This window comes from Psychrobacillus sp. FSL W7-1457, from assembly GCF_038593405.1.
Classification (GTDB): Bacteria; Bacillota; Bacilli; order Bacillales_A; family Planococcaceae; genus Psychrobacillus.
On sequence record NZ_CP151993.1, the window covers coordinates 3,117,255 to 3,140,257 of the forward strand.

The 23,003-nt window shown below is 37.8% G+C and carries 23 protein-coding genes; 13 read left to right on the forward strand and 10 right to left on the reverse strand.

Features of this window, described 5'->3' with window-relative positions; translation table 11 throughout:
* Positions 1-118: 118 nt before the first annotated feature.
* Entirely contained in the window at positions 119-718 is a 600-nt protein-coding gene (locus NSQ95_RS15325; RefSeq protein WP_340882313.1) for a DNA-3-methyladenine glycosylase I, read from the forward strand.
* Between the two features lie 45 nt (positions 719-763).
* Here NSQ95_RS15325 and NSQ95_RS15330 read toward each other — a convergent pair whose 3' ends face one another.
* Complete coding sequence (locus tag NSQ95_RS15330; RefSeq protein ID WP_340882312.1) at positions 764-1,456, reverse strand: hypothetical protein; 693 nt, start codon at positions 1,454-1,456, stop codon at positions 764-766.
* Between the two features lie 213 nt (positions 1,457-1,669).
* Between NSQ95_RS15330 and NSQ95_RS15335 the strand changes: the two genes are divergently transcribed.
* Positions 1,670-2,809, forward strand: a complete 1,140-nt coding sequence (locus tag NSQ95_RS15335) for a zinc-dependent alcohol dehydrogenase (RefSeq protein ID WP_340882311.1) — start codon at positions 1,670-1,672, stop codon at positions 2,807-2,809.
* Positions 2,810-2,911: 102 nt separating this feature from the next.
* On the opposite strand, the gene NSQ95_RS15340 is transcribed toward NSQ95_RS15335, so the two are convergent.
* Positions 2,912-3,820, reverse strand: a complete 909-nt coding sequence (locus tag NSQ95_RS15340) for an EamA family transporter (protein ID WP_340882309.1) — start codon at positions 3,818-3,820, stop codon at positions 2,912-2,914.
* 163 nt (positions 3,821-3,983) lie between these two features.
* On the reverse strand, positions 3,984-5,159 hold the full coding sequence (locus tag NSQ95_RS15345) for an MFS transporter (protein ID WP_340882308.1): 1,176 nt from the start codon (positions 5,157-5,159) through the stop codon (positions 3,984-3,986).
* 374 nt (positions 5,160-5,533) lie between these two features.
* Here NSQ95_RS15345 and NSQ95_RS15350 point away from each other — a divergent pair, with 374 nt between their 5' ends.
* The 4 genes from NSQ95_RS15350 to NSQ95_RS15365 all read left to right on the forward strand — a co-directional run bounded on the left by NSQ95_RS15350 (position 5,534) and on the right by NSQ95_RS15365 (position 10,137).
* Positions 5,534-5,719 carry an SE1561 family protein gene (locus tag NSQ95_RS15350; protein WP_340882307.1) on the forward strand — a complete coding sequence of 62 codons (186 nt, stop codon included), beginning with the start codon at positions 5,534-5,536 and terminating at the stop codon, positions 5,717-5,719.
* 117 nt (positions 5,720-5,836) lie between these two features.
* Positions 5,837-7,366: a fumarate hydratase gene (locus NSQ95_RS15355; protein ID WP_340882304.1), complete on the forward strand. Its 1,530-nt coding sequence runs from the start codon at positions 5,837-5,839 to the stop codon at positions 7,364-7,366.
* A 151-nt stretch (positions 7,367-7,517) separates the two neighbouring features.
* Positions 7,518-9,419 carry a heavy metal translocating P-type ATPase gene (locus tag NSQ95_RS15360; RefSeq protein ID WP_340882303.1) on the forward strand — a complete coding sequence of 634 codons (1,902 nt, stop codon included), beginning with the start codon at positions 7,518-7,520 and terminating at the stop codon, positions 9,417-9,419.
* A gap of 121 nt (positions 9,420-9,540) precedes the next feature.
* Positions 9,541-10,137 (forward strand): hypothetical protein, encoded by a 597-nt coding sequence (locus tag NSQ95_RS15365; protein ID WP_342559898.1) that lies wholly within the window; start codon positions 9,541-9,543, stop codon positions 10,135-10,137.
* On the opposite strand, the gene NSQ95_RS15370 is transcribed toward NSQ95_RS15365, so the two are convergent.
* Entirely contained in the window at positions 10,088-11,053 is a 966-nt protein-coding gene (locus tag NSQ95_RS15370; protein WP_342559899.1) for a YihY/virulence factor BrkB family protein, read from the reverse strand. The two genes, NSQ95_RS15365 and NSQ95_RS15370, sit on opposite strands and share 50 nt — an antisense overlap.
* Before the next feature lie 21 nt (positions 11,054-11,074).
* Positions 11,075-11,464 carry a YtxH domain-containing protein gene (locus tag NSQ95_RS15375; RefSeq protein WP_342559900.1) on the reverse strand — a complete coding sequence of 130 codons (390 nt, stop codon included), beginning with the start codon at positions 11,462-11,464 and terminating at the stop codon, positions 11,075-11,077.
* A 210-nt stretch (positions 11,465-11,674) separates the two neighbouring features.
* On the opposite strand from NSQ95_RS15375, the gene NSQ95_RS15380 reads away from it, so the two are divergent.
* Both NSQ95_RS15380 and NSQ95_RS15385 read left to right on the forward strand, forming a co-directional pair.
* Complete coding sequence (locus NSQ95_RS15380) at positions 11,675-13,030, forward strand: sodium:alanine symporter family protein (protein ID WP_340882297.1); 1,356 nt, start codon at positions 11,675-11,677, stop codon at positions 13,028-13,030.
* A 68-nt stretch (positions 13,031-13,098) separates the two neighbouring features.
* A complete protein-coding gene (locus tag NSQ95_RS15385; protein ID WP_340882296.1) occupies positions 13,099-13,320 on the forward strand; it encodes a DUF1128 domain-containing protein in 222 nt (73 codons plus the stop codon).
* A 78-nt stretch (positions 13,321-13,398) separates the two neighbouring features.
* Here NSQ95_RS15385 and NSQ95_RS15390 read toward each other — a convergent pair whose 3' ends face one another.
* The 5 genes from NSQ95_RS15390 to motA all read right to left on the reverse strand — a co-directional run bounded on the left by NSQ95_RS15390 (position 13,399) and on the right by motA (position 17,875).
* On the reverse strand, positions 13,399-14,022 hold the full coding sequence (locus NSQ95_RS15390; protein ID WP_342559901.1) for an FMN-binding negative transcriptional regulator: 624 nt from the start codon (positions 14,020-14,022) through the stop codon (positions 13,399-13,401).
* Between the two features lie 183 nt (positions 14,023-14,205).
* The gene (locus tag NSQ95_RS15395) at positions 14,206-15,123 is read right to left on the reverse strand and encodes a pseudouridine-5'-phosphate glycosidase (RefSeq protein ID WP_342559902.1); all 918 of its coding nucleotides are present in this window, start codon (positions 15,121-15,123) and stop codon (positions 14,206-14,208) included.
* Positions 15,120-16,220, reverse strand: coding sequence for a carbohydrate kinase (locus NSQ95_RS15400; protein WP_342559903.1), 1,101 nt, complete (start codon positions 16,218-16,220; stop codon positions 15,120-15,122). Before NSQ95_RS15400 ends, NSQ95_RS15395 begins: the two co-directional genes overlap by 4 nt.
* A 103-nt stretch (positions 16,221-16,323) precedes the next feature.
* Positions 16,324-17,088, reverse strand: a complete 765-nt coding sequence (motB, locus tag NSQ95_RS15405; RefSeq protein WP_340882292.1) for a flagellar motor protein MotB — start codon at positions 17,086-17,088, stop codon at positions 16,324-16,326.
* On the reverse strand, positions 17,072-17,875 hold the full coding sequence (motA, locus tag NSQ95_RS15410; RefSeq protein WP_169361476.1) for a flagellar motor stator protein MotA: 804 nt from the start codon (positions 17,873-17,875) through the stop codon (positions 17,072-17,074). The genes motB and motA overlap by 17 nt, the downstream gene beginning before the upstream one ends.
* A gap of 190 nt (positions 17,876-18,065) precedes the next feature.
* Between motA and NSQ95_RS15415 the strand changes: the two genes are divergently transcribed.
* From NSQ95_RS15415 to mreBH, 5 genes are all read left to right on the forward strand, one after another.
* Positions 18,066-19,298 (forward strand): aminopeptidase, encoded by a 1,233-nt coding sequence (locus tag NSQ95_RS15415; protein ID WP_342559904.1) that lies wholly within the window; start codon positions 18,066-18,068, stop codon positions 19,296-19,298.
* Positions 19,299-19,390: 92 nt separating this feature from the next.
* Positions 19,391-19,531 carry a hypothetical protein gene (locus NSQ95_RS15420; RefSeq protein WP_169361478.1) on the forward strand — a complete coding sequence of 47 codons (141 nt, stop codon included), beginning with the start codon at positions 19,391-19,393 and terminating at the stop codon, positions 19,529-19,531.
* A gap of 212 nt (positions 19,532-19,743) precedes the next feature.
* Positions 19,744-20,031, forward strand: coding sequence for a transposase (locus NSQ95_RS15425; RefSeq protein WP_340883315.1), 288 nt, complete (start codon positions 19,744-19,746; stop codon positions 20,029-20,031).
* The gene (locus NSQ95_RS15430) at positions 20,028-20,915 is read left to right on the forward strand and encodes an IS3 family transposase (RefSeq protein WP_340883316.1); all 888 of its coding nucleotides are present in this window, start codon (positions 20,028-20,030) and stop codon (positions 20,913-20,915) included. The genes NSQ95_RS15425 and NSQ95_RS15430 overlap by 4 nt, the downstream gene beginning before the upstream one ends.
* A 1,017-nt stretch (positions 20,916-21,932) precedes the next feature.
* Positions 21,933-22,940, forward strand: a complete 1,008-nt coding sequence (mreBH, locus tag NSQ95_RS15435; RefSeq protein WP_340882288.1) for a rod-share determining protein MreBH — start codon at positions 21,933-21,935, stop codon at positions 22,938-22,940.
* The last annotated feature ends 63 nt before the right edge of the window (positions 22,941-23,003 follow it).

Sequence of the window (23,003 nt, forward strand, 5' to 3'; positions counted from 1 at the left end):
TTTGTTTTATCTACATTAGTTGCTTTAGACTTCTATCTTTCTTTTATATGTGTTGCTATTTTTCAGAATTTATTATACAATAAAAATAGAATATACGTTCTCTTTTTGGAAAGGTAAGGTGATTACATTGGTTACTAGATGTGGATGGGTTGTTGGAAAAGATCAGTTATACTTAGACTATCATGATAAGGAATGGGGCGTTCCTGTGTATGAGGATAGACTATTGTTTGAAATGCTATGCCTAGAAGGAGCTCAAGCTGGCTTAAGTTGGTGGACGATTTTGCAAAAACGAAATAATTATCGACAAGCATTTGATAATTTTGAGGCAGAGAAAATTATTCAATACGACGAGGATAAAATTCAATCTCTTCGGGAAGATAGTGGAATTGTCCGAAACCGGTTAAAAATCCTCAGTGTGTTAACCAATGCACATGCTTTTCTCAAAATCCAACAGGAGCATGGCTCTTTTTCTAATTACATTTGGAGCTTTGTAAATGATAAACCCATCATCAACCATTGGAGCTCAATAAGTGAAGTACCCGCTTTTACTGAGCTAAGTGATTCAATGAGTAAACGTCTGAAAAAGGATGGCTTTGTCTTTGTAGGTAGCAAAGTTTGTTATTCGTATATGCAGGCAGTGGGCATGATTAATGACCACACAATAGACTGCCACTGTTACCCCTCTATAGAAAAATCGAAAGTTTTATATAATAACTAGCTCGCGAAATATTTTTTCACGAGCCTATTTTCTTAATCCAGTTTGTTACGCTTCAAAGAATTCATTTGTGAGTCTTTCCATATATTCTGCCTCACTTTCTCCCCCACCTTGTTGATACTCTTCCATTAGTATAGGTGTCAGCTTGGACCATAGGACATCCATAATATAGATATCTCTATCAAAAATGTTATCTAATTCTTCTAAAGTCACTCCTATACTTTGAGCGTATAGCTTCTTTTCCTCAGGCACTACTTCTTTTACATTCTCATCAATAAAATTAGTCACCTCTGCTTGTGTAACCTCGACATTATATTTTTTCTTTGCTATTTCTATGGCTAGTAAATCTTCTTTTACATAGTACTGGGCGTATGCATCTAGCTCTTGTCTATTGTATTCTTGGTTGCCTAGCACACTCTCTACTTTTAAACGGAATGCCATTTTATCTGTATTGAAATAGTTAAATAGCTCACCTGATACCCCCTTATCCACTTCATTTTGAATAGAAAAGCCAGGGGATTCCTTTAAAACCTGTCCAATAGCTTGATCCAATTTGGTATAATCTAAAGCGGCAGTATCGTCTTCATCATCGTGGTCATGTCCATCGTGTTCATCATGATCATGATCTTCATGCCCCTCTTCAGCTTCATAAGCTTCTTTTGGACTAGCCTCTTCTTTCCCACACGCTACTAGTAAACTAATAAGCATTATTCCTAATAAAAACATAATTTTTTTATTCATTGATACCCTCCAATTCTAAAATTTTGTTCAAAAACAATAACCAAATAAATATATAGACAAATATGTCATCTTAATTCAACAATACTTTGAAGACTCATTAAAAATGATATCTTTTTTTATGTTCGTATTTTATTTTTAATTGTTTAAAGTTTTTTTTATATCCTCAAGGGTAATAACTAATTAGAAAGAAAAAAGTTATTAGGAGGAGATCAATTGAAGGCTGTAACATACCAAGGTGCAAAAGATGTTCAAGTAAAAGAAGTACCAGACGCAAAAATTGAAAAAAGTGATGATATTGTCGTGCGTATTACTACTACAGCTATTTGCGGGTCCGATTTACATATTTACAGAGGTGCAGTGCCAGCTCGTAAGGATTATGTAATTGGTCACGAACCAATGGGAATAGTTGAAGAAGTTGGCCCCTCTGTTACAAAAGTTAAAAAGGGTGACCGAGTTGTAATTCCTTTTAACATCTCCTGTGGAGAATGTTTTTATTGTCAAAACGAAATGGAAAGTCAGTGTGACAATTCCAATGAAAATCCGGCAATAGATTCAGGAGCATACTTTGGATTTACAGAACGATACGGTGACTATCCTGGAGGTCAAGCTGAGTATTTACGTGTACCATACGGAAATTATTTACCTTTCAAAATACCTGAGACTTGTGAGCTAGAGGATGAATCATTATTATTCCTCTCAGATGTTCTACCTACAGCTTATTGGAGCGTAGAGCACTCAGGTATGAAAGAAGGCGATACGGTAGCTGTTTTAGGATCTGGACCTATTGGATTAATGGTACAGAAGTTTGCATGGATGAAAGGTGCTAAGCGTGTTATTGCTGTCGATCATTTACCATATCGTTTGAATCATGCAGTAAAGATGAATAAAGTGGAAGCATATAACTTTGAAGAATATGATCACATGGGAAAATATATTCGAGAAATCACAAATGGTGGTGTAGATGTTGTAATCGACTGTGTAGGCATGGACGGTAAAATGTCTACTTTAGAAAAAGTTGGGCAAAAACTAAAACTCCAAGGTGGTACTTTAAGTGCCCTTGACATTGGAATTGATGCTGTACGTAAATTTGGTACGATCCAATTAACCGGTGTGTATGGATCGAATTACAATATGTTCCCTCTTGGAAATATTTTCGAGCGAAATATTAATATTAAAACAGGACAAGCGCCTGTAGTACACTATATGCCAAAGATATATGAAATGATTACAAAAGGTGACGTTGACCCTACACAGATCATTACACATAGCGTTCCACTTGAGCAGGCTAGTGAAGCATATAAAATATTCCATGACCATGAGGAAGAAAGCATTAAATTTGTTTTAAAGCCATAAAGACTAACCCCTAAAAAATAAAAAGCTCTAATGATTTTACAACTGTAAAATTTAGAGCTTTTTTGTATTTATCTTTAAACCTGATTTCATTAACTAATATTTTTACAACTCATCTGCAATACCTAATAAAGCAATTCCGACAATCACTACGATAATTACAGCATATTGTTTTTTCGTTAGCTTCTCTTTCAAAAAGATTCTGGAAAGTAACACAGAAAAAATGCTATAGGATGCAATAATTGGAGCTGCAATAATGGCATTTGAGGACATTGCAAATACATAGAAGAATTGACCAATAGTTTCTAAAATAGCAGCACTTGTCTTATCTCTTTCTTTAAAGATGTTGAATGGGACTTTTTTGACCGCTTTAAGATAAACAAAAGCTACCACAGCGCAGATGAAAAATGTAAACTCATAAGCAAGTAGTGCTGCATCCTCTCCAATGAGACTAAGCTCATCCAAATAAACTGCATCTGCAAACGTTCCAAGCCCATCAATCAATGCATATAAAATAGGGAAAATAATAGCCATGAATCCAATTGTATATTTAGTATCGATCGTCTTAGGATTAGCTTGAAGTACTTGTTTTTCCAGCTGTTTTTCAAAGACTGCCAAGCCAATTACCCCTAGAGTAATTATAATAATAGCCATGATTTCTAATGCACTTAATGAATGAGTAAAGAAAATAAATAAAAGGATTGTTGTAATAGCTCCTGATGAATTTTGAACTGGAGAAGCTATTGATAGTTCTAAATATCTCAATCCTATATATCCGATTGCCATTGATAGTATGTAAAGTGCGGAAACTGGTAAATATAATACCATGTCCATTGGGTCAAATTGAATACCTTTTAATAGCATATACACTATCCCGTGAATCCCCATAACTAAACCTACCATAACAACTATTTTAAGATGACTAAATTTATCTCTAGGGTCTGTTCCCTTTTTATAAAATAAGTCTGCTCCTCCCCATGCTAAGGCAGTTATAAGAGCAAATATAAACCACATAAGTCTTTCTCCTCTTCTATAAATAATATGTAAATGAAGCTTTACAATTATAATAAACGAGACTCGAATGTCAATACCCTAGAAATAAGTAAGAATACAAAATAAATTCGACCACCATAGCTCAGTTAGAGTCATAGTGGTCGAATTCATTTTTTGTAATTGGTTATACTATGGTAGGACGATTAGATTTTGTAAAAAATATCACGATTGCCAAAGACCCTAAAAGGATAGATATTAGCAATAAAAAGCTTACTCCCTCAAATAGCTGAATGAACAATCCACCAAAGAAAGGACCTGAAAGACTACCTAAGCTAAAAAATATACCACATATTAAGTTTCCTGTTGGTAAAAGCTCTTTTGGGGTTAAATCTGTCATATATGCGATACCAAGTGAAAAAGTAGATCCTACAAACATTCCTGCTATGAAGAAAAATGTCCCAACACCTATTGCAGATGCTTCAAAAAAGCTTGCTAACCCAAATGTTAGGGCACCTAACCCAAGCATACTATATAAGACCTGCCTTCTTCCTAGGCGATCACTTAACATACCAAGTGGCAATTGTGACACTACTCCACCAATAGAGAAAGCAGCTAAAATATAGGATAAATCACTAATTTCAATAGAGTTACGAAGTGCGTACACAGGATATATCGCATTTAGAGATGATTCTAAGAAGCCATAGCTAAAGGGTGGGATAAATGCTATCCATGCTACTGAAAAGGCAGCTCCAAACCTTTTCCATGTGCCTGTCATTGAAGACGTAGCAGCAAATGTTTCTGGCTTTTCATTTTTGAGGAAAAATACAAGAACCCATGCACACAAACATAAAAGTCCAGAAACGATAAAAGGAAGTCCTTCAAAAATTTCTACGAGTTGGACAAACAAAGGACCAACTGCAAAACCAACTCCAAATGATAAGCCATAAATGGCTATATTTCTACCCAACCTGTGCTGTGGTGAAAAACTTGTAATCCATGTTTGGGTAGAGAAATGTAGAGCATGATCACCAATCCCTATTAATAAACGAAGTACAAACCAAAACATTACGCTCTTCCATAAAGGGAAAAGGAGAAGCGATACTATAACGATAAGCCCTCCTACTACAATCATAGGCTTGTACCCATATTTTCGTAATGGTGGCTCTATAAAAGGTGATATTAACAAAGTACCTATGTATAAACCTGTAGCACTTAATCCATTTAAAGTAGCGCTGACCCCATCCTGTTCAAAAATAACTGAGATCAGAGGCAAAAGCATTCCTTGGGAAAACCCTGATATAGAAACAATAATAACTAAAATCTTAAAACGTCTGCTCTCCATAGCTGTAAATTGTTGCATAAGATAACCTCTTCACTATTTAATTTCAATCCAGGTTATCATAACAAAATTTAGCTTTTCTATAAACAACAAAAGGCCCAGTCAATATCGTTTAAGATTGACTGAGCCTTTATATATTACTTATATCCTTGTGAGTATTCATAACTGCATTTGCGGCTAGTTTGCCGGTGAAATGTCTGAACCGCCTCCTTCAAATGGTTGATTGGTTTTCGACTCTTCACTACGGCCTCCTTTCGTATAACTTAATGTTACTTTATCATATAAACTGAATAGTGTAAATATTTTAAATACATTAATTAATAAAATAACTCTTTTTACCTATCTTTTAATGTCATCTTGTTATATTCTTATCTTATAAAGTGAGGTGTTTTTCTGTGGGCAATCAAATATCAAATTCAGAACAACAAGTATCTTATTTAAAAGACCGACTTCAAATGTTTTTAGAAGTACTTGATTCTATTGAACCTGAGACGACTAATTTAGAAGATATAGACAGACTTATTCAAATGATGGATGACTTAGAACTAAAAATGGAACAATTTAAAGACTCTAAGGAGTAGTATTTAAAGGCATCGGAAAATTATATTTCTGATGCCTTTTATACGGCTCTTTTTTTCATTCTTGTAAAATAGTATACTTGTTAATGTTTGTAACTACATATAAAGGGGCATAACTAAATGCAATTGAAACAATTAGAAAAGAGTATTTATGATTTGATTACCGAAACTTCTACTAACTTACCTAAGGATGTTAGAAGAGCCATTCAAAAAGCAAAAGCTGCTGAAAATGAAGGCACACGTGCGGCCATGAGTTTAGATACAATTACAAATAATATTCAAATGGCAGATGAAAACATTTCACCTATTTGCCAGGACACTGGATTACCTACATTCAAGGTAAAAACTCCAGTCGGGGTAAACCAACTAGAAATTAAGGAAGCAATTAAACGAGCAATCGTTGCTGCCACGAAAGACGCTAAGCTTCGCCCTAACTCTGTTGACTCTTTAACTGGGAAAAATAGCGGTGACAACTTAGGAGAAGGCGTTCCCGTAGTGAAATTTGAACAATGGGAAAAAGATTACATAGAAATGAAGCTGATCCTCAAGGGTGGCGGATGTGAAAACAAAAATATACAATATAGCCTGCCTACTGAATTAGAAGGACTTGGACGTGCAGGGAGAGACTTAGATGGAATACGTAAATGTATTCTACATTCAGTGTACCAAGCTCAAGGTCAAGGCTGCTCAGCCGGCTTTATAGGGGTAGGAATAGGTGGGGACCGTTCATCAGGATATGATTTAGCAAAGGAACAGTTATTCCGCTCAGTAGACGATATAAATTCAAATGAAGATTTAGCAAAACTAGAAGCTTATATCGTAGAAAAAGCAAATACATTAGGAATTGGAACAATGGGCTTTGGTGGGGAGGCAACGCTACTAGGTTGTAAGATTGGTGTCATGCACCGTATTCCTGCAAGCTTCTATGTATCAGTAGCATACAATTGCTGGGCTTATCGCCGTATGGCCATTAATATTGATCCTTCTACTGGAGATATTACAGAATGGCATTACCAAGATGGGGAAAAAATTGAGTTTAAAGATGAAGCTCAAAATGAAACACCAAATAGAGTTGTTGAGCTTTCTGCTCCTATTACAGAAGAACAAATTCGCTCTCTTCAAGTAGGCGATGTTGTTTCTATCACTGGACGTATGTATACAGGGCGTGATGCTATCCACCATCATTTAATGAGCCATGATGCACCTGTAGATCTTGATGGTCAAATTATTTATCATTGTGGACCAGTAATGCAGAAGGATGAGGCTGGAAAATGGCATGTTCGTGCTGCAGGCCCTACAACTTCCATACGAGAAGAGCCATATCAAGGTGACATTATGAAAAAGTTTGGTATACGCGCAGTTATAGGTAAAGGTGGAATGGGACCTAAAACATTAGCTGCACTTCACGAACATGGTGGTGTTTATCTAAACGCAATTGGCGGAGCTGCCCAATACTATGCAGACTGCATTAAAGATGTAGAAGGTGTCGATCTGATGGAATTTGGAATTCCTGAAGCAATGTGGCATTTACGTGTAGAAAACTTCACTGCTGTTGTTACAATGGACTCTCACGGCAATAGTCTTCACGCTGATGTAGACAAATCCTCATTAGAGAAATTAGCCTTGTACAAGGAGCCAGTATTCGCTTAAATCAAATGGTTGACAGTTAAATTTCTCTAGATTATAATCATTATAAAGTAATATTTAATTTAATCTACTGGGTTTTCCATAGTGAAAATCCAGTTTTACTCTATTTTAGAGAGAAATAATAATGAAAATCAATATCAAGAGGAGGATTTATATGTCTGCTATAGAAGAAAAAAATACATTTTTATCTAAAGTTATGCCCCATCTAGAACTAGTTGCAGCACTATTTTCTGGTCTTTTAATATTAATCGCATGGCTTATAGGCAACTCAGGTTCTGAAACAGCCTCCATCATCTTCTACCTGTTAGCTTTTGTAATTGGTGGATTTGCTAAGGCTAAAGAAGGTATCGAAGCGACAATAAAAGAAAAAGAATTAAATGTAGAAATGCTTATGATTTTTGCAGCGATAGGTTCATCCATCATCGGTTACTGGACCGAGGGAGCCATACTTATTTTCATATTTGCAGTAAGTGGAGCGTTGGAAACCTATACGATGAATAAAAGTCGAAAAGAGATTTCTTCGTTAATGGAGCTTCAGCCTGAAGAAGCCTGGAAGCTTCAACCTGACGGGAGTACTAAACGTGTTTCTATTAAAGATTTAACACTAGGTGACAAGCTCGTAGTCAAACCAGGAGAAAGAATTCCCGCAGACGGTATCGTTATTAACGGAATGACATCTGTTGATGAAGCCGCGATTAGCGGTGAGTCTCTACCACTTTCTAAGCAACCGAAAGACCCCTTATTTGCTGGTACAGTAAATTTAAGTGGTGCTATCACAATGGAAATGACTAAAACTAACGAAGATTCCTTGTTTCAAAAGATAATCGATCTTGTCCAAACAGCACAAGATGAAAAATCTCCAGCACAGCAGTTTATAGAACGCTTTGAAGGTACGTATGTAAAAGTAGTTTTAATCGCTGTGGCAGTTATGATGGTCCTCCCTCACTTCATACTTGGGTGGGATTGGACTACAACCTTTTATCGAGCTATGGTTTTATTGGTAGTTGCTTCCCCTTGCGCACTTGTTGCATCTATCATGCCGGCTACTTTAGCAGCTATTTCAAATGGAGCAAAAAGTGGGATATTGTTTAAAGGCGGTATGCATTTAGAAAATATTAGCGCAATGAAAGCCATTGCGTTAGACAAGACTGGTACATTGACTCAAGGGAAGCCAGTAGTAACAGACTTCTTTGTAAGAGACGACTTAGATCGCAAGTCTACACTTACTACTCTTGCAACAATTGAAGCACAGTCCAATCATCCGCTTGCTCAAGCAATCTCAGCATTTGCATTGGCAGAAGGAATTACCCAGCTACCAATTATTCCGATAGAAGACAAACCAGGATTTGGACTAAAGGCCAATATTAATGGTGTTGAAATCTTAGTAGGTAAACCAGAATTCGTAAATAAAGCCGATGCATTTGCGTTCCAAGGAGGAGTTGCAGCAGCTCTAGCCGAAGAAGGAAAAACCATCATTTTCATGCGTGACGATAAAGGAATAGCGGCAGCAGCAGCGCTCAAGGATACAGTACGAGAAGAAGCCAAAGAAGCCATTAAGCTACTGCAATCCTTAGGTATAAAAACAGTGATGCTAACTGGTGATAACGAAAAAACAGCAAAGGTAATTGCAAAAGAAGCTGGAATCGACCAATATATTGCCGAGTGTCTTCCCGAAACAAAGGTCCTGCATATGAAAGAGCTCTTAGCAGAGCATGCATTCGTCGGCATGGTAGGGGACGGAATTAATGACGCTCCCGCCCTAGCAACTGCAACAACCGGCTTTGCCATGGGCGAAGGAACTGACGTAGCCTTAGAAACCGCCGATGTCATCCTAATGAAAAATGATTTAAGCAAAATAGCATATGCAGTAAAAATGTCTCGCAAAATGCAGCGAATCGTAAAACAAAATATTTTCTTCTCTATCGCAGTAATTGCCATACTGATTATCTCCAACTTCCTGCAAGTAGTAGATCTTCCTATGGGCGTTATTGGTCATGAAGGAAGCACCATTCTAGTAATTCTAAATGGATTGCGAATGTTAAACCGTAACATTTAAAGTAAAAAAAGTATCCGACCTTTCTAGGTTGGATACTTTTTTATTCGCTAGTGTTTGAAAAGCTTAGGATGTTAAGAAGTTATAGGGGTCCACCACATAAACACCTTCTGTGGGGAGAGATTTGGCTTTATGGGCGGCTTGTGGCTTTTTATGGGACACCTCCTGGTGGTTTATGGGCGAGTTTCTACGCTTTATGGGGGACAGTTATGCTCCTCTTATGGGCGTGCCCCCTCTTTATGGGCGACTTGTGGCTTTTTATGGGACACTTTCCGATTGTTTATGGGCCACCTTCTACGCTTTATGGGACAGTTATGCTCCTCTTATGGGCGTGCCCCCTCTTTATGGGCGACTTGTGGCTTTTTATGGTACACTTTCCGATTGTTTATGGGCCACCTTCTACACTTTATGGGACAGTTATGCTCCTCTTATGGGCGTGCCCCCTCTTTATGGGCGACTTGTGGCTTTTTATGGGACACTTTCCGATTGTTTATGGGCCACCTTCTACACTTTATGGGACAGTTATGCTCTTCTTATGGGCGAAACTTCTCTTTATGGGACACTCCACGCCAGTTTACTGGAGGGTTGCCATCTCTGCTCTTATTACCTCAACAAAAAAACACCCATGGATTGGAGTGAAAAAGTCTCCAACCTATGGGTGTTTTTTTGTGTTATCTACGTCGTTTTTTATTATCCATCTGTAACTTTCGTTCTTGCATAACAGAATTTATCTGGCCACCGACCAACAGGATAATTCCTGAAATGTAGAGCCATAGCATGAGGATAATAATACCCCCGATACTTCCGTAAGTTGCAGAATAATTACCAAAGTAACTTACATAGAAAGAGAATCCTAGAGATACAATGATCCATCCCAAGGTTGCAAATGCGGCCCCCGGGAAAACGCTTATTAGACCTAACTTTATGTTTGGTACAATCCAATATAATGCAGCAAGTACGATAAACATAATAATAGGACTAAGCGTCCATCTAATATTATTCCACAGGTTAACAAAGTCGTCTTGGAAACCAAAATAAGAAAATAAAATCGTCCCAATTTGTTGACCGAAAACTGGTAATACTAGTGCTACAGCAAAAAGTAAAATCATTAGCAAGGTAAATACTACTGATAACGCTCTAACGATAAAAAAGGGTCTCGTTTCCACAATATCATAAGATCTATTTAAGGATTTTACGATTGCGTTCATTCCATTAGAAGCAGACCAGATCGTACCGAGTATCCCTATAGATAATAAACCTCCGTTACGACTTACTAAGACATCAGAAATTGTCCCCTCAATTAATGTATAAACTTCCCCTGGTGCATAGTTTTCTAAAAAGCGGAAAATTTGAGCCTCATCTAAATTGAGATAGGGCAATAAAGTAACTAAGAAAATCAATAAAGGAAATAGAGAAAGGAGGAAAAAGTAAGCTAATTGAGCTGCAAAACCTGTAATATCCGTTCGCTGTATATGGGTTATTAAATGCTTGAAGTAGCCTGACCATGTAGTTAAATCATGATTTTCCGTTTTCTTTTGCTCCTTCTTTTTAACGTTTAAAAACTTTAGCTTAGTATACCAAGTTGGAGAGGCAGATTTTTTATTGCTCTTATCATCTCTATTCATGTGTGAAACCATCTATTCCTCTCCCTTCCTTGTTTATTGTAATTTTGGTTCGTAAATACTTTTAGGCTCCTCGTCCTCTGGTACAACAATAGATTTATACTCTTCTTTGGATTGAGAAAATGTATCCTTAGTCTCAGAAACAAGTGTCTTCACTTGAGGAGTAATTTCTTTTACTTCATTTACTTTTTGTGAAATATATTTTGCATCAGATGAAAATTGATTGTAAACAGATTGCCATTTATTAACTTGTTGATCAATCATTTTCTTTAGCTCGTCTCTATTTTTGTTGTAATATTTTATTTCATTTTTTACCATTCGAGATCTGTTCATTACGGAATCTCTTGTCTTACGATCTAACATAGTTAATGCTCCACCAAGAACTGCTCCGCATAATACACCTTTAACAAATTTGCTTTCACTCATACTAATTACCTCCATCGAATATCTATTTATATTAATTTTATTATACCCTGGCTTTTGCGAATCAAACTATTAATAATAATAATTTCAGAAATTAACCTTGACTATTTAAGAGAATTTTACGAATATTGTTACAAGGATAAATTTAATTGAAAGGAAATGAGAGCTTCAGAAATTTTCCAGGAGTGTATTACAACCAAGGAGGTAAATTAATTGGATAAGTTACTAGAAATATTAAAAAGCGTTTCAGACGTACTATGGGGTATCCCGTTACTAATACTAATTGTAGGAACCGGAATCTTTTTAACGGTTAGAGTTGCCTTTCTACAAATCAGATTACTGCCGGTAGCTTTAAGACTTACTTTCTCTAGAAAGCATGACAAAAAGGCAGAAGGAGATATTTCACAATTTCAAGCCCTGACTACTGCTCTTGCAGCAACTGTTGGTACGGGTAATATTGTCGGTGTTGCCACTGCCGTATTATTAGGAGGTCCTGGTGCAGTTTTCTGGATGTGGTTTTCTGCATTTTTTGGAATGGCAACAAAGTATAGTGAAGCCATCCTTGCCGTTAAGTACCGAGTAAAGGATGCCAATGGACAAATGGCAGGCGGTCCAATGTATTACATAGAACATGGTTTAAAACAAAAATGGTTAGCGGTTCTATTCGCTATTTTTGGCGCATTGGCTGCTTTCGGTATTGGAAACGGAACACAAGCTAACTCTGTTTCTTCAGCAGTAGAATCTACTTTTGGTATAGAAACGTGGATAACTGGCCTAGTTCTAGCGGTATTTACTGCGCTTGTTATTTTGGGAGGTATTAAATCTATCGGTAATGTGACCGCTGTTTTTGTACCTGTAATGGCTTTGTTTTACATACTAGCTGGTCTTTTCATAATGGTGACTAACATTTCAGCTGTCCCTGAAGCATTTGGCATTATTTTCAAATCAGCATTTACTGGAGAAGCAGCTGTTGGTGGAGCTATTGGTGCAGCTATCCGTTATGGTATTGCTCGTGGTGTATTCTCCAATGAAGCCGGCCTTGGATCCGCTCCAATTGCAGCTGCTGCTGCAAAAACGGATTTACCAGGACGCCAAGCGCTCGTTTCCATGACACAAGTATTTATAGATACTTTTATCATCTGTTCGATTACAGGGGTTACAATTGTAATGTCCGGTATGTATAAGGATACTAGTATCGGTGGTGGAGATTTAACATCAGCAGCCTTTGGTCATTTCCTTGGAGACTGGGGACCAATTATAATTGCAGTTGGTTTAATTTTCTTTGCTTCTTCCACGATTTTCGGATGGGCATATTATGGAGAAAAGTGTTTCCAATATCTATTCAAGAATCCAACGCTGTTAATTGTTTATCGTATTGCATTCGTTGCTATGGTATTCATCGGTTCGGTTGTTTCTCTAGATTTAATATGGACTTTCTCAGACATTACCAATGCATTAATGGCAATTCCTAACTTAATAGGTTTGCTAGGACTTTCAGGTGTTGTAGTTTATGAAACAAAACGTATTCAGAACAAGTTAAAGGAAGAAAAACTAGCTAGCAAGTCTTAATTAGTATTTGACATTCTAGGCTATGCGTGAAATGATATTTCTAATGTATGAAAGGCAGGTACAAAAGAATGGATTTAAATCAACCTTCCGTTGAGAATATTAGCTTTATGCTTGAAACAATCAAGGAAAAATTACGTATGGTCAATGTGGATGCCATGAAATCTGAGGACTTTAAAGCTACAGCCTATGATGATCTTGTGTATTTATATGAAATGGTCAACAAACGAGATTCTTTTAGTCCAAGTGAAATGCAAGCAATCGTCGCAGAACTTGGTAGTTTAAGAAAGTAATCACTTTATAATTCTTAATAATGAAAGAGAGGTAACCTGTTTACACAAAGGCTAGCTCTCTTTTTATATGTATAATAATTAATCATCCTTCTGGAGTTTCCTTTCCATTACTTTTGCGACTTGGTGAGAGTTCATAGTCTTTTCCTCATACAGTTTATGAATGATGTTCTGGTAATCCGCTTCGTTACGGTTTTGACTTAGTTTATCAACAGCCTGAACTTCTTGTATCTTAATCTTAAATCCAACAATACCCTTCAGTTCTTTTTCTAACAATTGTGGAGAAAGATTTTCCCATAAAACAGGATTTTTTCGATGTTTCTCATATTTTTGCAGCAACCATGTCAGGTCTTGTTTTAACTCGTCCTCGGTCAATATTACGGCCTTCCCATATACATGGACAGCCTGATAGTTCCATGTTGGGACATTTTCATGTTCATACCACGAAGAAGATATGTAAGAGTGAGGTCCTTGGAAAATAACCAATACATCTTCAGCTGTTTCAAATGTTCTCCATTGAGGATTCCCATACGCCATATGCCCTGTGACGTAATAATCTTCCCCTTCATTATGGATCTGCAATGGTAGGTGAGTTGCAATCGGTTTTTCTTTTTTCGTCGTAATAAGAACTCCAAATGAATTTGTATGAATGAATTCCTTAATCTCTTCCCAATTTGTCACCTTATAATATTTCGGAATATACATAATGAGCAACCTTTCCAATCAAATGATGTTTTTATCCGTTATTTACTTCGGTACTACAGACAGAAATTCCTTCCTAAGCCCTAACTAACTATTGTTCATACCATGGAAAGCGGTCGATAGCGGAAACCAATTGCACGTAAAATAAAAAAATCCTCCCCTACTTTTATAGGGAAGGACCAATTCTTATTTAGATAGCTTATTTAACTCTACTGCAATTTTAGCTCCAACTCTTGCATTATTGTATACAAGCTCTATATTAGATTCTAATGACTTACCTTCTGTTAACTCTTTTACTTTACCAAGAAGGAATGGTGTTACATCCTTACCTTTAATGCCATTATCTTCAGCTTCTTGCAATGCTGTTTGAATGATTCTATTCATGTATTCCTCGTCCAATGAATATTCTGCTGGGATAGGATTAGCAATGATCGCTCCGCCATTTAGACCTAGCTCCCATTTAACGTTTAGCATTTCAGCAACTTCTTTTTCTTCGTCCATACGGAAGTCTGATTTAAAAGGGCTAGTGGAAGTATAGAATGCTGGGAAAGCTTCCGTTTGGAATCCTACTACTGGTACACCTTTTGTCTCTAAGTATTCTAACGTTAATCCGATATCTAAAATTGACTTAGCACCTGCGCAAACAACTGCAACATTTGTAGAAGCTAACTCTTCAAGGTCAGCTGAAATGTCCATTGTTGTCTCAGCACCTCTATGCACTCCGCCGATACCACCAGTTACAAACATTTGAATTCCTGCAAGATCCGCACAAATCATGGTTGTTGCCACAGTAGTAGCACCGATTTCCTTTGAAGCAACTACATAAGGTAAATCTCTTCTAGAAGTTTTACGAGCATTGCTGCTAGTTGCTAAAGTTTCTAATTCTTCATTGGATAAACCAATTTTAATCTTCCCGTCCATAATTGCGATTGTTGCAGGAACTGCTCCATTATCACGAATAATTTGTTCCACTTTTCTTGCCATTTCAATGTTTTGTGGATAAGGCATCCCATGAGAAATGATAGTAGATTCTAGTGCTACGATTGCTTTTCCTTGTGCCATTCCTTGTTCAACCTCTTGTGAGTACGTTAGATATTTTTTCATTTTAAATATTCCTCCAGTTCATTAGTTAACTTTAATTTTGTTAGTTCAGTTCGTACTGTGTCTACAGATTGGAGTGTTTTGGTAGCGTTAATCATCCCAGTCAGCACAGCCTGCTTTACTTCTACTCCATCCAACGAAGCATGAAGAACCCCAGAAACAAAGGCATCTCCTGCGCCAGTCACGTCTACTACCTGCTCTGTTTGGATGGCAGGCATAAACAACGTCTCAATCTCTTTCCCTGCACATACTACTCCCTTACTGCCATTCGTTATAATGACATGGCGTATGCCTTTTTGGACAAATGCCTCGGCAGTACGTTTCCAAGATTCCTCATCCACAATCTGCGTTTGAAAGTATGTTTCTGCTTCATCCTTATTTGTTATAAGCCACTCTATTCCTTCCAGGTTCTCCGGCATTCGATTCATCTTCGGTGAAGACACTGGAATAATCGCAAGAGGAATCTTATTGCCGACCGCCAATGCGTGAATGTATTCCATTACATCTTTTGGACAGTTCATATCTATTATGAGCATTTGCGCATTGGTAAGATAAGCCTCTTGTTTTTTCATGTATTCCACTGTTAGCTGATCATAAATATCCATATTAGCCAGGGCAAAAAGCATTTCACCCTGTTGGTCTAGTACGGCTGAGTACGTTCCCGTAGAGTAGTTAACAAGCTTTTCTACAGAAAACAAGTTCATCCAGTGACTAGATGCCTTTTCGATAGAAGCGTATTCCATATCGTTTCCGACAACTGTAAGTAGCCTGACGGTATTGCCAAGCCTTCCTAAGTTTTCAGCAATATTTCTTGCAACTCCGCCTATACTTTGCAGGCTTGTAGTTGGATTAGAAGTACCCATTTGTAATTGATCTTTTACTATATACTTTCTATCTACATTAGCTCCGCCTATACAAATAAACTCTTTATTCTCTGGTAAAATGTATGCTCTGCCAATAATCTTCCCACTTTTAATGAGCTGAGAAATGATATTAGCAACTGCTGGCCTGGACATCTTTAAGGCATCTGCCATTTCTTGTTGTGATGCATAAGGATTGTTACGCAAATAGGTCAGAACTTTTAATTCCTTGGATTCCATTAGGACAACCTCCCCTCTTCAAACATTTGTTTTAATTATAAACTTTTGTTTTGAAAAGTCAAAGAAAAACTGACAACTATTTTAAATAATTGTCAGTTTCATTTTATTGGGGTTGGTCGTTTAAGCTGCCATCCTCTAATACTCGAGGCTGTATCAGCACTTCGACACGTCTATTTTTTGCTCTGCCTTCTTCCGTATCATTAGCAGCAACCGGCTTGAATTCTCCGTAGCCCTTTGCACTGAAGTACAGAGGATCAATCGTGTTATTGTTTACTAATATTTTCAAAAAGTTCACCGAGCGCATAACACTTAACTCCCAGTTAGAGGCATAAACACTACTAGATATCGGAATATTATCCGTGTGTCCTGTAATCACAACATTCCGAGGCGGATCAAACACCAGTAAATCTGATATATCTTCTGCAATTTGTCGATACTCTTTTTTTACCTCTGCCTGTCCCAAGTCAAATAAAATGCTATCTCTAATTGTCACTAAAAGACCTTCGCTTGTTAACTCAGTTGCAAATTGTTTCTCTAGCGCATTAACCGCTATGTATTCATCGACACTGTCTTGAATCTCAGATAAAGCTTGCTGATCCTCGATGTAAGCCATGCTTTGATTGGAATCACCGCTATTATTGTTTCTAGGTACGTCCATTGGCGACGGCTGTTCCATTAGTCCGGTCCCCCCATCAAACACTTGATTGAATACCGCGGACATTTGGTTTAGCTTTTCTTGATCAACAGTACTAGAAGCAAATAACACAATAAACAGTGCAAGTAGTAAAGTTAAAATATCTGCGTAAGGAAGAAGCCAAGATTCACTCATTTCCTCTTCATGCTGATGTTTTTTATGCTTCTTTGCCAAGGCCTGCCTCCCCGCTTTCATTTAAAACTTTTTTACGTTCAGACATAGATAGATAAGAAGCCAATTTCTGCTCTATCACACGTGGTGCATCTCCTTCTAAGACAGAAAGGATTCCCTCTAACATCATAGTTTTTTGTCTAACCTCTTGCTTTGACTTTCGTTTTAACTTGTTGGCAAATGGATGCCAAAGCACATAACCTGTGAATATCCCTAATAATGTAGCTATGAATGCAGCGGAAATTGCATGTCCTAATTTTTCTATATCATTCATATCACCTAGCGCTGCTACTAAACCAACTACTGCACCTAACACTCCAAGAGTAGGTGCATATGTACCTGCCTGCGTGAAAATCTGAGCACCAGTGGAATGCCTTTCTTCCAAGGCATTAATTTCTTCTGTTAACACATCTCTAATATAATCTGCATTCTGTCCATCGATAGCTAAAGTAAGTCCATTTTTCAAAAATGGATCTTCCACATCGGTTGTTTTACTCTCTAATGCAAGTAACCCTTCTCTACGAGCTAAATCAGCCCAGTTAGAAAACAATTTAATAACTTCATGATCTGGCACTAACTTCTGTTCTTTAAAAATTACTCCGAAAAGCTTAGGTATTCTTTTTAGCTCATCCATCGGGAAACCAATTACGATAGTCGCAATTGTTCCAACGATAATAATTAAAATAGCTGCTGGATTCAACAGCGCAGCTAATCCTACTCCCTTCAGAACCATTCCTACACCTAACGCAACAATTCCTAAGACGAGACCAATTACTGTAGACTTATCCAATTCATAAACCCCCACATTCTATTTCTGTTCTTTATTTCGGTTAATATATCAGGATTTTAATATTAGTTTCTAACTATAAATTTTATTTCAATTAATTTGAACTCTTTTTTGTCTTAATTGGCAGAGAGTCATTGATAAATCCCTCTATAAACTGATACTATAATCTTAAGAAAAGAAAGGATGTATGGATATGTCAACCTTTGAAAACAATTTAGTAAAGTATGCTGCTTTAGCTGTTGAAGTAGGAGTAAATATACAAAAAGGGCAAGATTTATATATTGCGGCCTCTACAGAAACGGTAGAATTTGTCCGACTTGTAACTAAAAAAGCTTATGAAGCTGGAGCTAAGACTGTTTACGTAGATTTTTCTGATGATGAGTTAACACGCATCCGTTATGAGCTAGCCTCAAAAGACTCTTTCGACTTCTATCCACCATGGAAAGTTCAAGAAAGAGAGCAGCTTGCTGAATCAGGCGCTGCTTTTATGAGTATCGTAAGTCAAAGTCCCGATTTACTGAAGGGTATAGATTCTAGTAAAATCTCAACTTTCCAAAAAGCTGCAGGTCAAGCTATGTCAAAATACCGCCAGTATGTTCAGTCAGATAAAATTAGCTGGTCTGTAGTTGCGGCACCTTCTAAAAAATGGGCTGCAAAAGTATTTCCAGAGCTTCCTCAGGAAGAGCAAGTTCCAGCATTATGGGAATCTATCTTTAGTGCAGTAAGAGCTGACCTGGAAGACCCAGTATCTGCTTGGAAAGAGCACGATCGTTTGTTGCACACAAAAGTAGACTACTTAAACGAAAAAAATTATAAAAAACTTCATTATACAGCTCCAGGCACTGACCTAACAATCGAACTTCCGAACGGCCATCTCTGGTGCGGAGCTAGTAGTACGAACGAAAAAGGCGAAGATTTTATGGCTAACATGCCTACAGAAGAAGTATTTACAGTTCCCTTAAAAACAGGGGTTGACGGGTATGTAGCAAGCACGAAGCCTTTAAGCTATGGTGGAAATATTATTGATAATTTCACTATCATTTTTGAAAATGGTCGCATTGTAAAAGTAGAGGCAAAAGAAGGTCAAGAAGTACTAGAGCAATTAGTTGATACGGATGAAGGCTCCCATTACCTTGGGGAAGTTGCACTTGTACCACATGACTCACCAATCTCTAACTCTAACCTATTATTCTATAATACATTGTTTGATGAAAATGCTTCGAACCATTTAGCAATCGGTAGTGCATATGCGTTCTGTATCGAAGGCGGCAAAAAAATGAGTCGTGAAGAGCTTGCAGAAAACGGATTGAATGAAAGTATCACTCATGTAGACTTCATGATTGGTTCTGAAAATATGAATATTGATGGGATCAAAGAGGATGGTACTAAGGAACCCGTGTTCAGAAACGGTAATTGGGCATTTTGATCACAATCTATTCATAAATTTTATGTTTTAGTGTTACAAAACTAGTGTAAATAAGTTATAATGATATTAATATGAATAGTGAGGTGTTAAAAATGGGCTTATTCATAGCTACAATTCTTGGTTTCTCTGGCGGTATTTTAGCCATTGGAGCGGTAATCATGTTTTACTTCTCTAAACCAATGAACAACCAAGATGCAATTATCGTCGATCCGAAACCAACTAATAAGTTTTAATATGTCAACCGCGACCTAAAAGTCGCGGTTGTTTTTTTGTACAAAAAACACAATAGTTCCTTACTAATGGGGTGCAACCGTTTAGGTGCACTTTCGTGTTGGTTAGGTGTCATTTCTATAGCTTTTAGGTGCGCTTTTAGAGATAGTATAAAAAGTAGACATGTTAAAACACGACCTTCATACTTATAGAAAATAAAGGGAGCGTGTTTATTATGATAAGGACAAGTAGAGAAATGCGTGATTATCTGGTGAAATTGGTAATCGAAGATGGAAGAAAGGCAACCGAATTAGGATATGAACATGGGATCAAGCCGCAAAGAATTCGTGCCTGGGTAAGGGCCTACAACAAGAAGCAGGAGCTTTCAAATAATGAACATCTCATCTCTTCTACAGAACTGAAAAGACGCATAGCAGAGCTAGAGAAGAACGAAAAAGAACTGAAGGAGGAAAATGAAATCTTAAAAAAGGCCATGCATGTCTTCGCCAAAGGCCACACGTGATATTTACGTTCATAGAGGAACATCAAAATGAGTTTCGCGTGGTGAAGATGTCTGAAGTTTTAAAGGTTTCAACTAGTGGTTATTACAAATGGTTGAGAGAAAAAGAGAAACGGAACAGAATTCAAGAGGAAAAAGAAGAAATCAACCAACTGATCCGAACCAGCTTCATTGAAAGTCATGGAACTTATGGCAGCCCGCGAATCGCAAAAGATTTGGAGGCGCAAGGTGTTCACGTGTGTGAGCGGACAATAGGGAAACGAATGAACGAGATGGGACTCCGTGCGACATCAGCGACCCCTTACGTGGTGACGACGGATTCCAATCACCAACATCCTATCTATCCAAATCTGCTTGAACGCAAATTCTTGGCGGAAGCACCTAATACCGTATGGGTAACAGATATAACGTATATCTGGACTATACAGGGGTGGTTATATCTGGCGAGCGTGATGGACCTTTTTTCACGAAAAATTATTGGCTGGAGTATTAGAGACAATATGAAAAAAGAATTACCCTTCGAAGCCCTCCAACAGGCAATTATGATAAGGGACCCAGGGGAAGGACTAATTCATCACTCGGACCGTGGATCGCAATATTGTTCGCAGGATTATACCGGATTATTGACCGAAAGAGAAATGAAGGGCAGCATGAGTCGCAAGGGAGATCCTTATGACAATGCCTGTATCGAGTCGTTCCATGCGACGATCAAGAAAGAGTTGATCTACCGCCATAAATGGGAGACGCGTGAGCAAGCAATCAAAGCGGTTGGGCATTATATTGACCAATTCTATAATACGAGAAGAAGGCATTCCACGTTGGGTTATGTGAGTCCTGTAGACTTTGAACAAGCGTTCAATAAAAGTTGTCTTTTGGCTGCAGGGTGAGAAAATCAGAGATGGTGGAAATAGGATAGGTATGGTTGTGACCTATCCTGTTTTCACCATCCCAGCAAGCGACAGCGCGGTAGTGGAAGAAAAAAAGTTGTGAATTAATTTGTCTACTTTCTTTACAGAAGACCACTTTTGCTCCGATTAGGTGCCACTTTTTTTCTTTTACGTGCGTTTCCCAGGTTTAGGTGACACTTTCTACTTTCTAGGTATCACTTCTCTATACTTTAGGTGCGCTTTTGCTCCGATTAGGTGCCACTTTTTTTCTTTTACGTGCGTTTCCCAGGTTTAGGTGACACTTTCTACTTTTTAGGCATCACTTCTCTATACTTTAGGTGAGCTTTTGCTCCAATTAGGTGTCGCTTCTTTTCTTTTAGGTGCGTTTCCCAGGTTTAGGTGACACTTTCTACTTTTTAGGTATCACCTCTATAGCTTTTAGGTGCACCCTTGCTCCGATTAGGTGTCACTTCTTTTCTTTTACGTGCGTTTCCCAGGTTTAGGTGACACTTTCTACTTTTTAGGTATCACCTCTATAGCTTTTAGGTGCACCCTTGCTCCTATTAGGTGTCGCTTCTTTTCTTTTACGTGCGTTTCCCAGGTTTAGGTGACATTTTCTACTTTCTAGGTATCACCTCTATAGCTTTTAGGTGCACCCTTGCTCCTATTAGGTGTCGCTTCTTTTCTTCTAGCTCCGGCACCTTGCCCCTCGGGGTCAAATGGGAAAATACTGCGGTGGCTGAGAAACTGCCTCCTCGCATTTTCCCATTTGCCTGTCGGGGCAGACCAGGCGCCTTCGCTTTTCTTTGTTATTTCTTATTTTTTTCATTTCATTTTAGATAAGATTGTATTACAAAACGAATACAAAATAGGTTTTTGTCATTATTTTTTTTCCTATAAATGCCCCTTACTACCCACAAAGTATTGAAACATACGTAAAATTCCATTATGTTACAAATGGCAATTGTGCTATTTTCCATTATAATAACGTAGAGCAAGTGAAATGGAGGAAGACATATGTTGTCAAATTCACATATCGGTATTGATTTAGGAACTGCTAATACTTTAGTTTATACAAAAAATAAAGGATTACTTATAGATGAACCAACTGTGGTGGCAGTAAACACAAAAACAAAAGAAATAATAGCCTTTGGATCAGAAGCCAAAAAGATGATAGGTAAAACACCAACATCTATTGAAGTAGTTAGACCTTTAAAAGATGGGGTTATCGCAGACTTTGATGTTACTACCCAGTTGTTAAAACTTATTATGCAAAAAGCTAGCAAAAAACTTGGTACTTCTCTACGTAAGCCTACTGTTATTGTTTGCACACCTTCAGGAGCAACTTCTGTAGAACGCCGTGCCATCCAAGATGCGGTACGTCAAAGCGGCGCTAAAGAAGTACAACTAATGGAAGAACCTGTTGCTGCTGCAATTGGAGCTGGATTGCCAGTCAATGAGCCAGTAGCAAGTATGATTGTAGATATCGGTGGAGGTACTACAGAGGTAGGGATTATCTCTTACGGAGGTGTAGTCGCGTCTAGTACTGTGAAAGCTGCAGGAGATCGAATGGACGAGGCAATTATCCACTATGTACGTAAAGAGTTTAATGTAATAATTGGTGAGCCTACAGCAGAATTGATAAAAATGACTATAGGGTATGCCCTTGTTCCTCATACAGAAGAAGTAATGGAAGTGCGAGGAAGAGATGTAGTGACTGGTTTACCAAAAATAGTGAAACTATCTTCTACTCAAATACAGGGAGTTTTAAAAGAATCGTTAGAGACAATTCTAGAAGCAATTCGTGCGACACTAGAAATTTGTCCTCCTGAGCTTTCAGGAGATATCGTAGACCACGGTGTCATATTGACTGGTGGCGGAGCGTTGCTAAAAGGATTAAAGGAATGGCTTAGCGGTGTAATTGAAGTACCTGTCCACCTTGCACCAGAACCATTACAGTCAGTTGTAATCGGTACAGGGAAGTCTTTCTTTATCAATGATCGCAAAAGAAACATTGCAAGATAATTTCTTTAAACAAATATTAAGTAAATTTCTTCTTTTTCGTATAAAATATATTAAGAAGGAGGA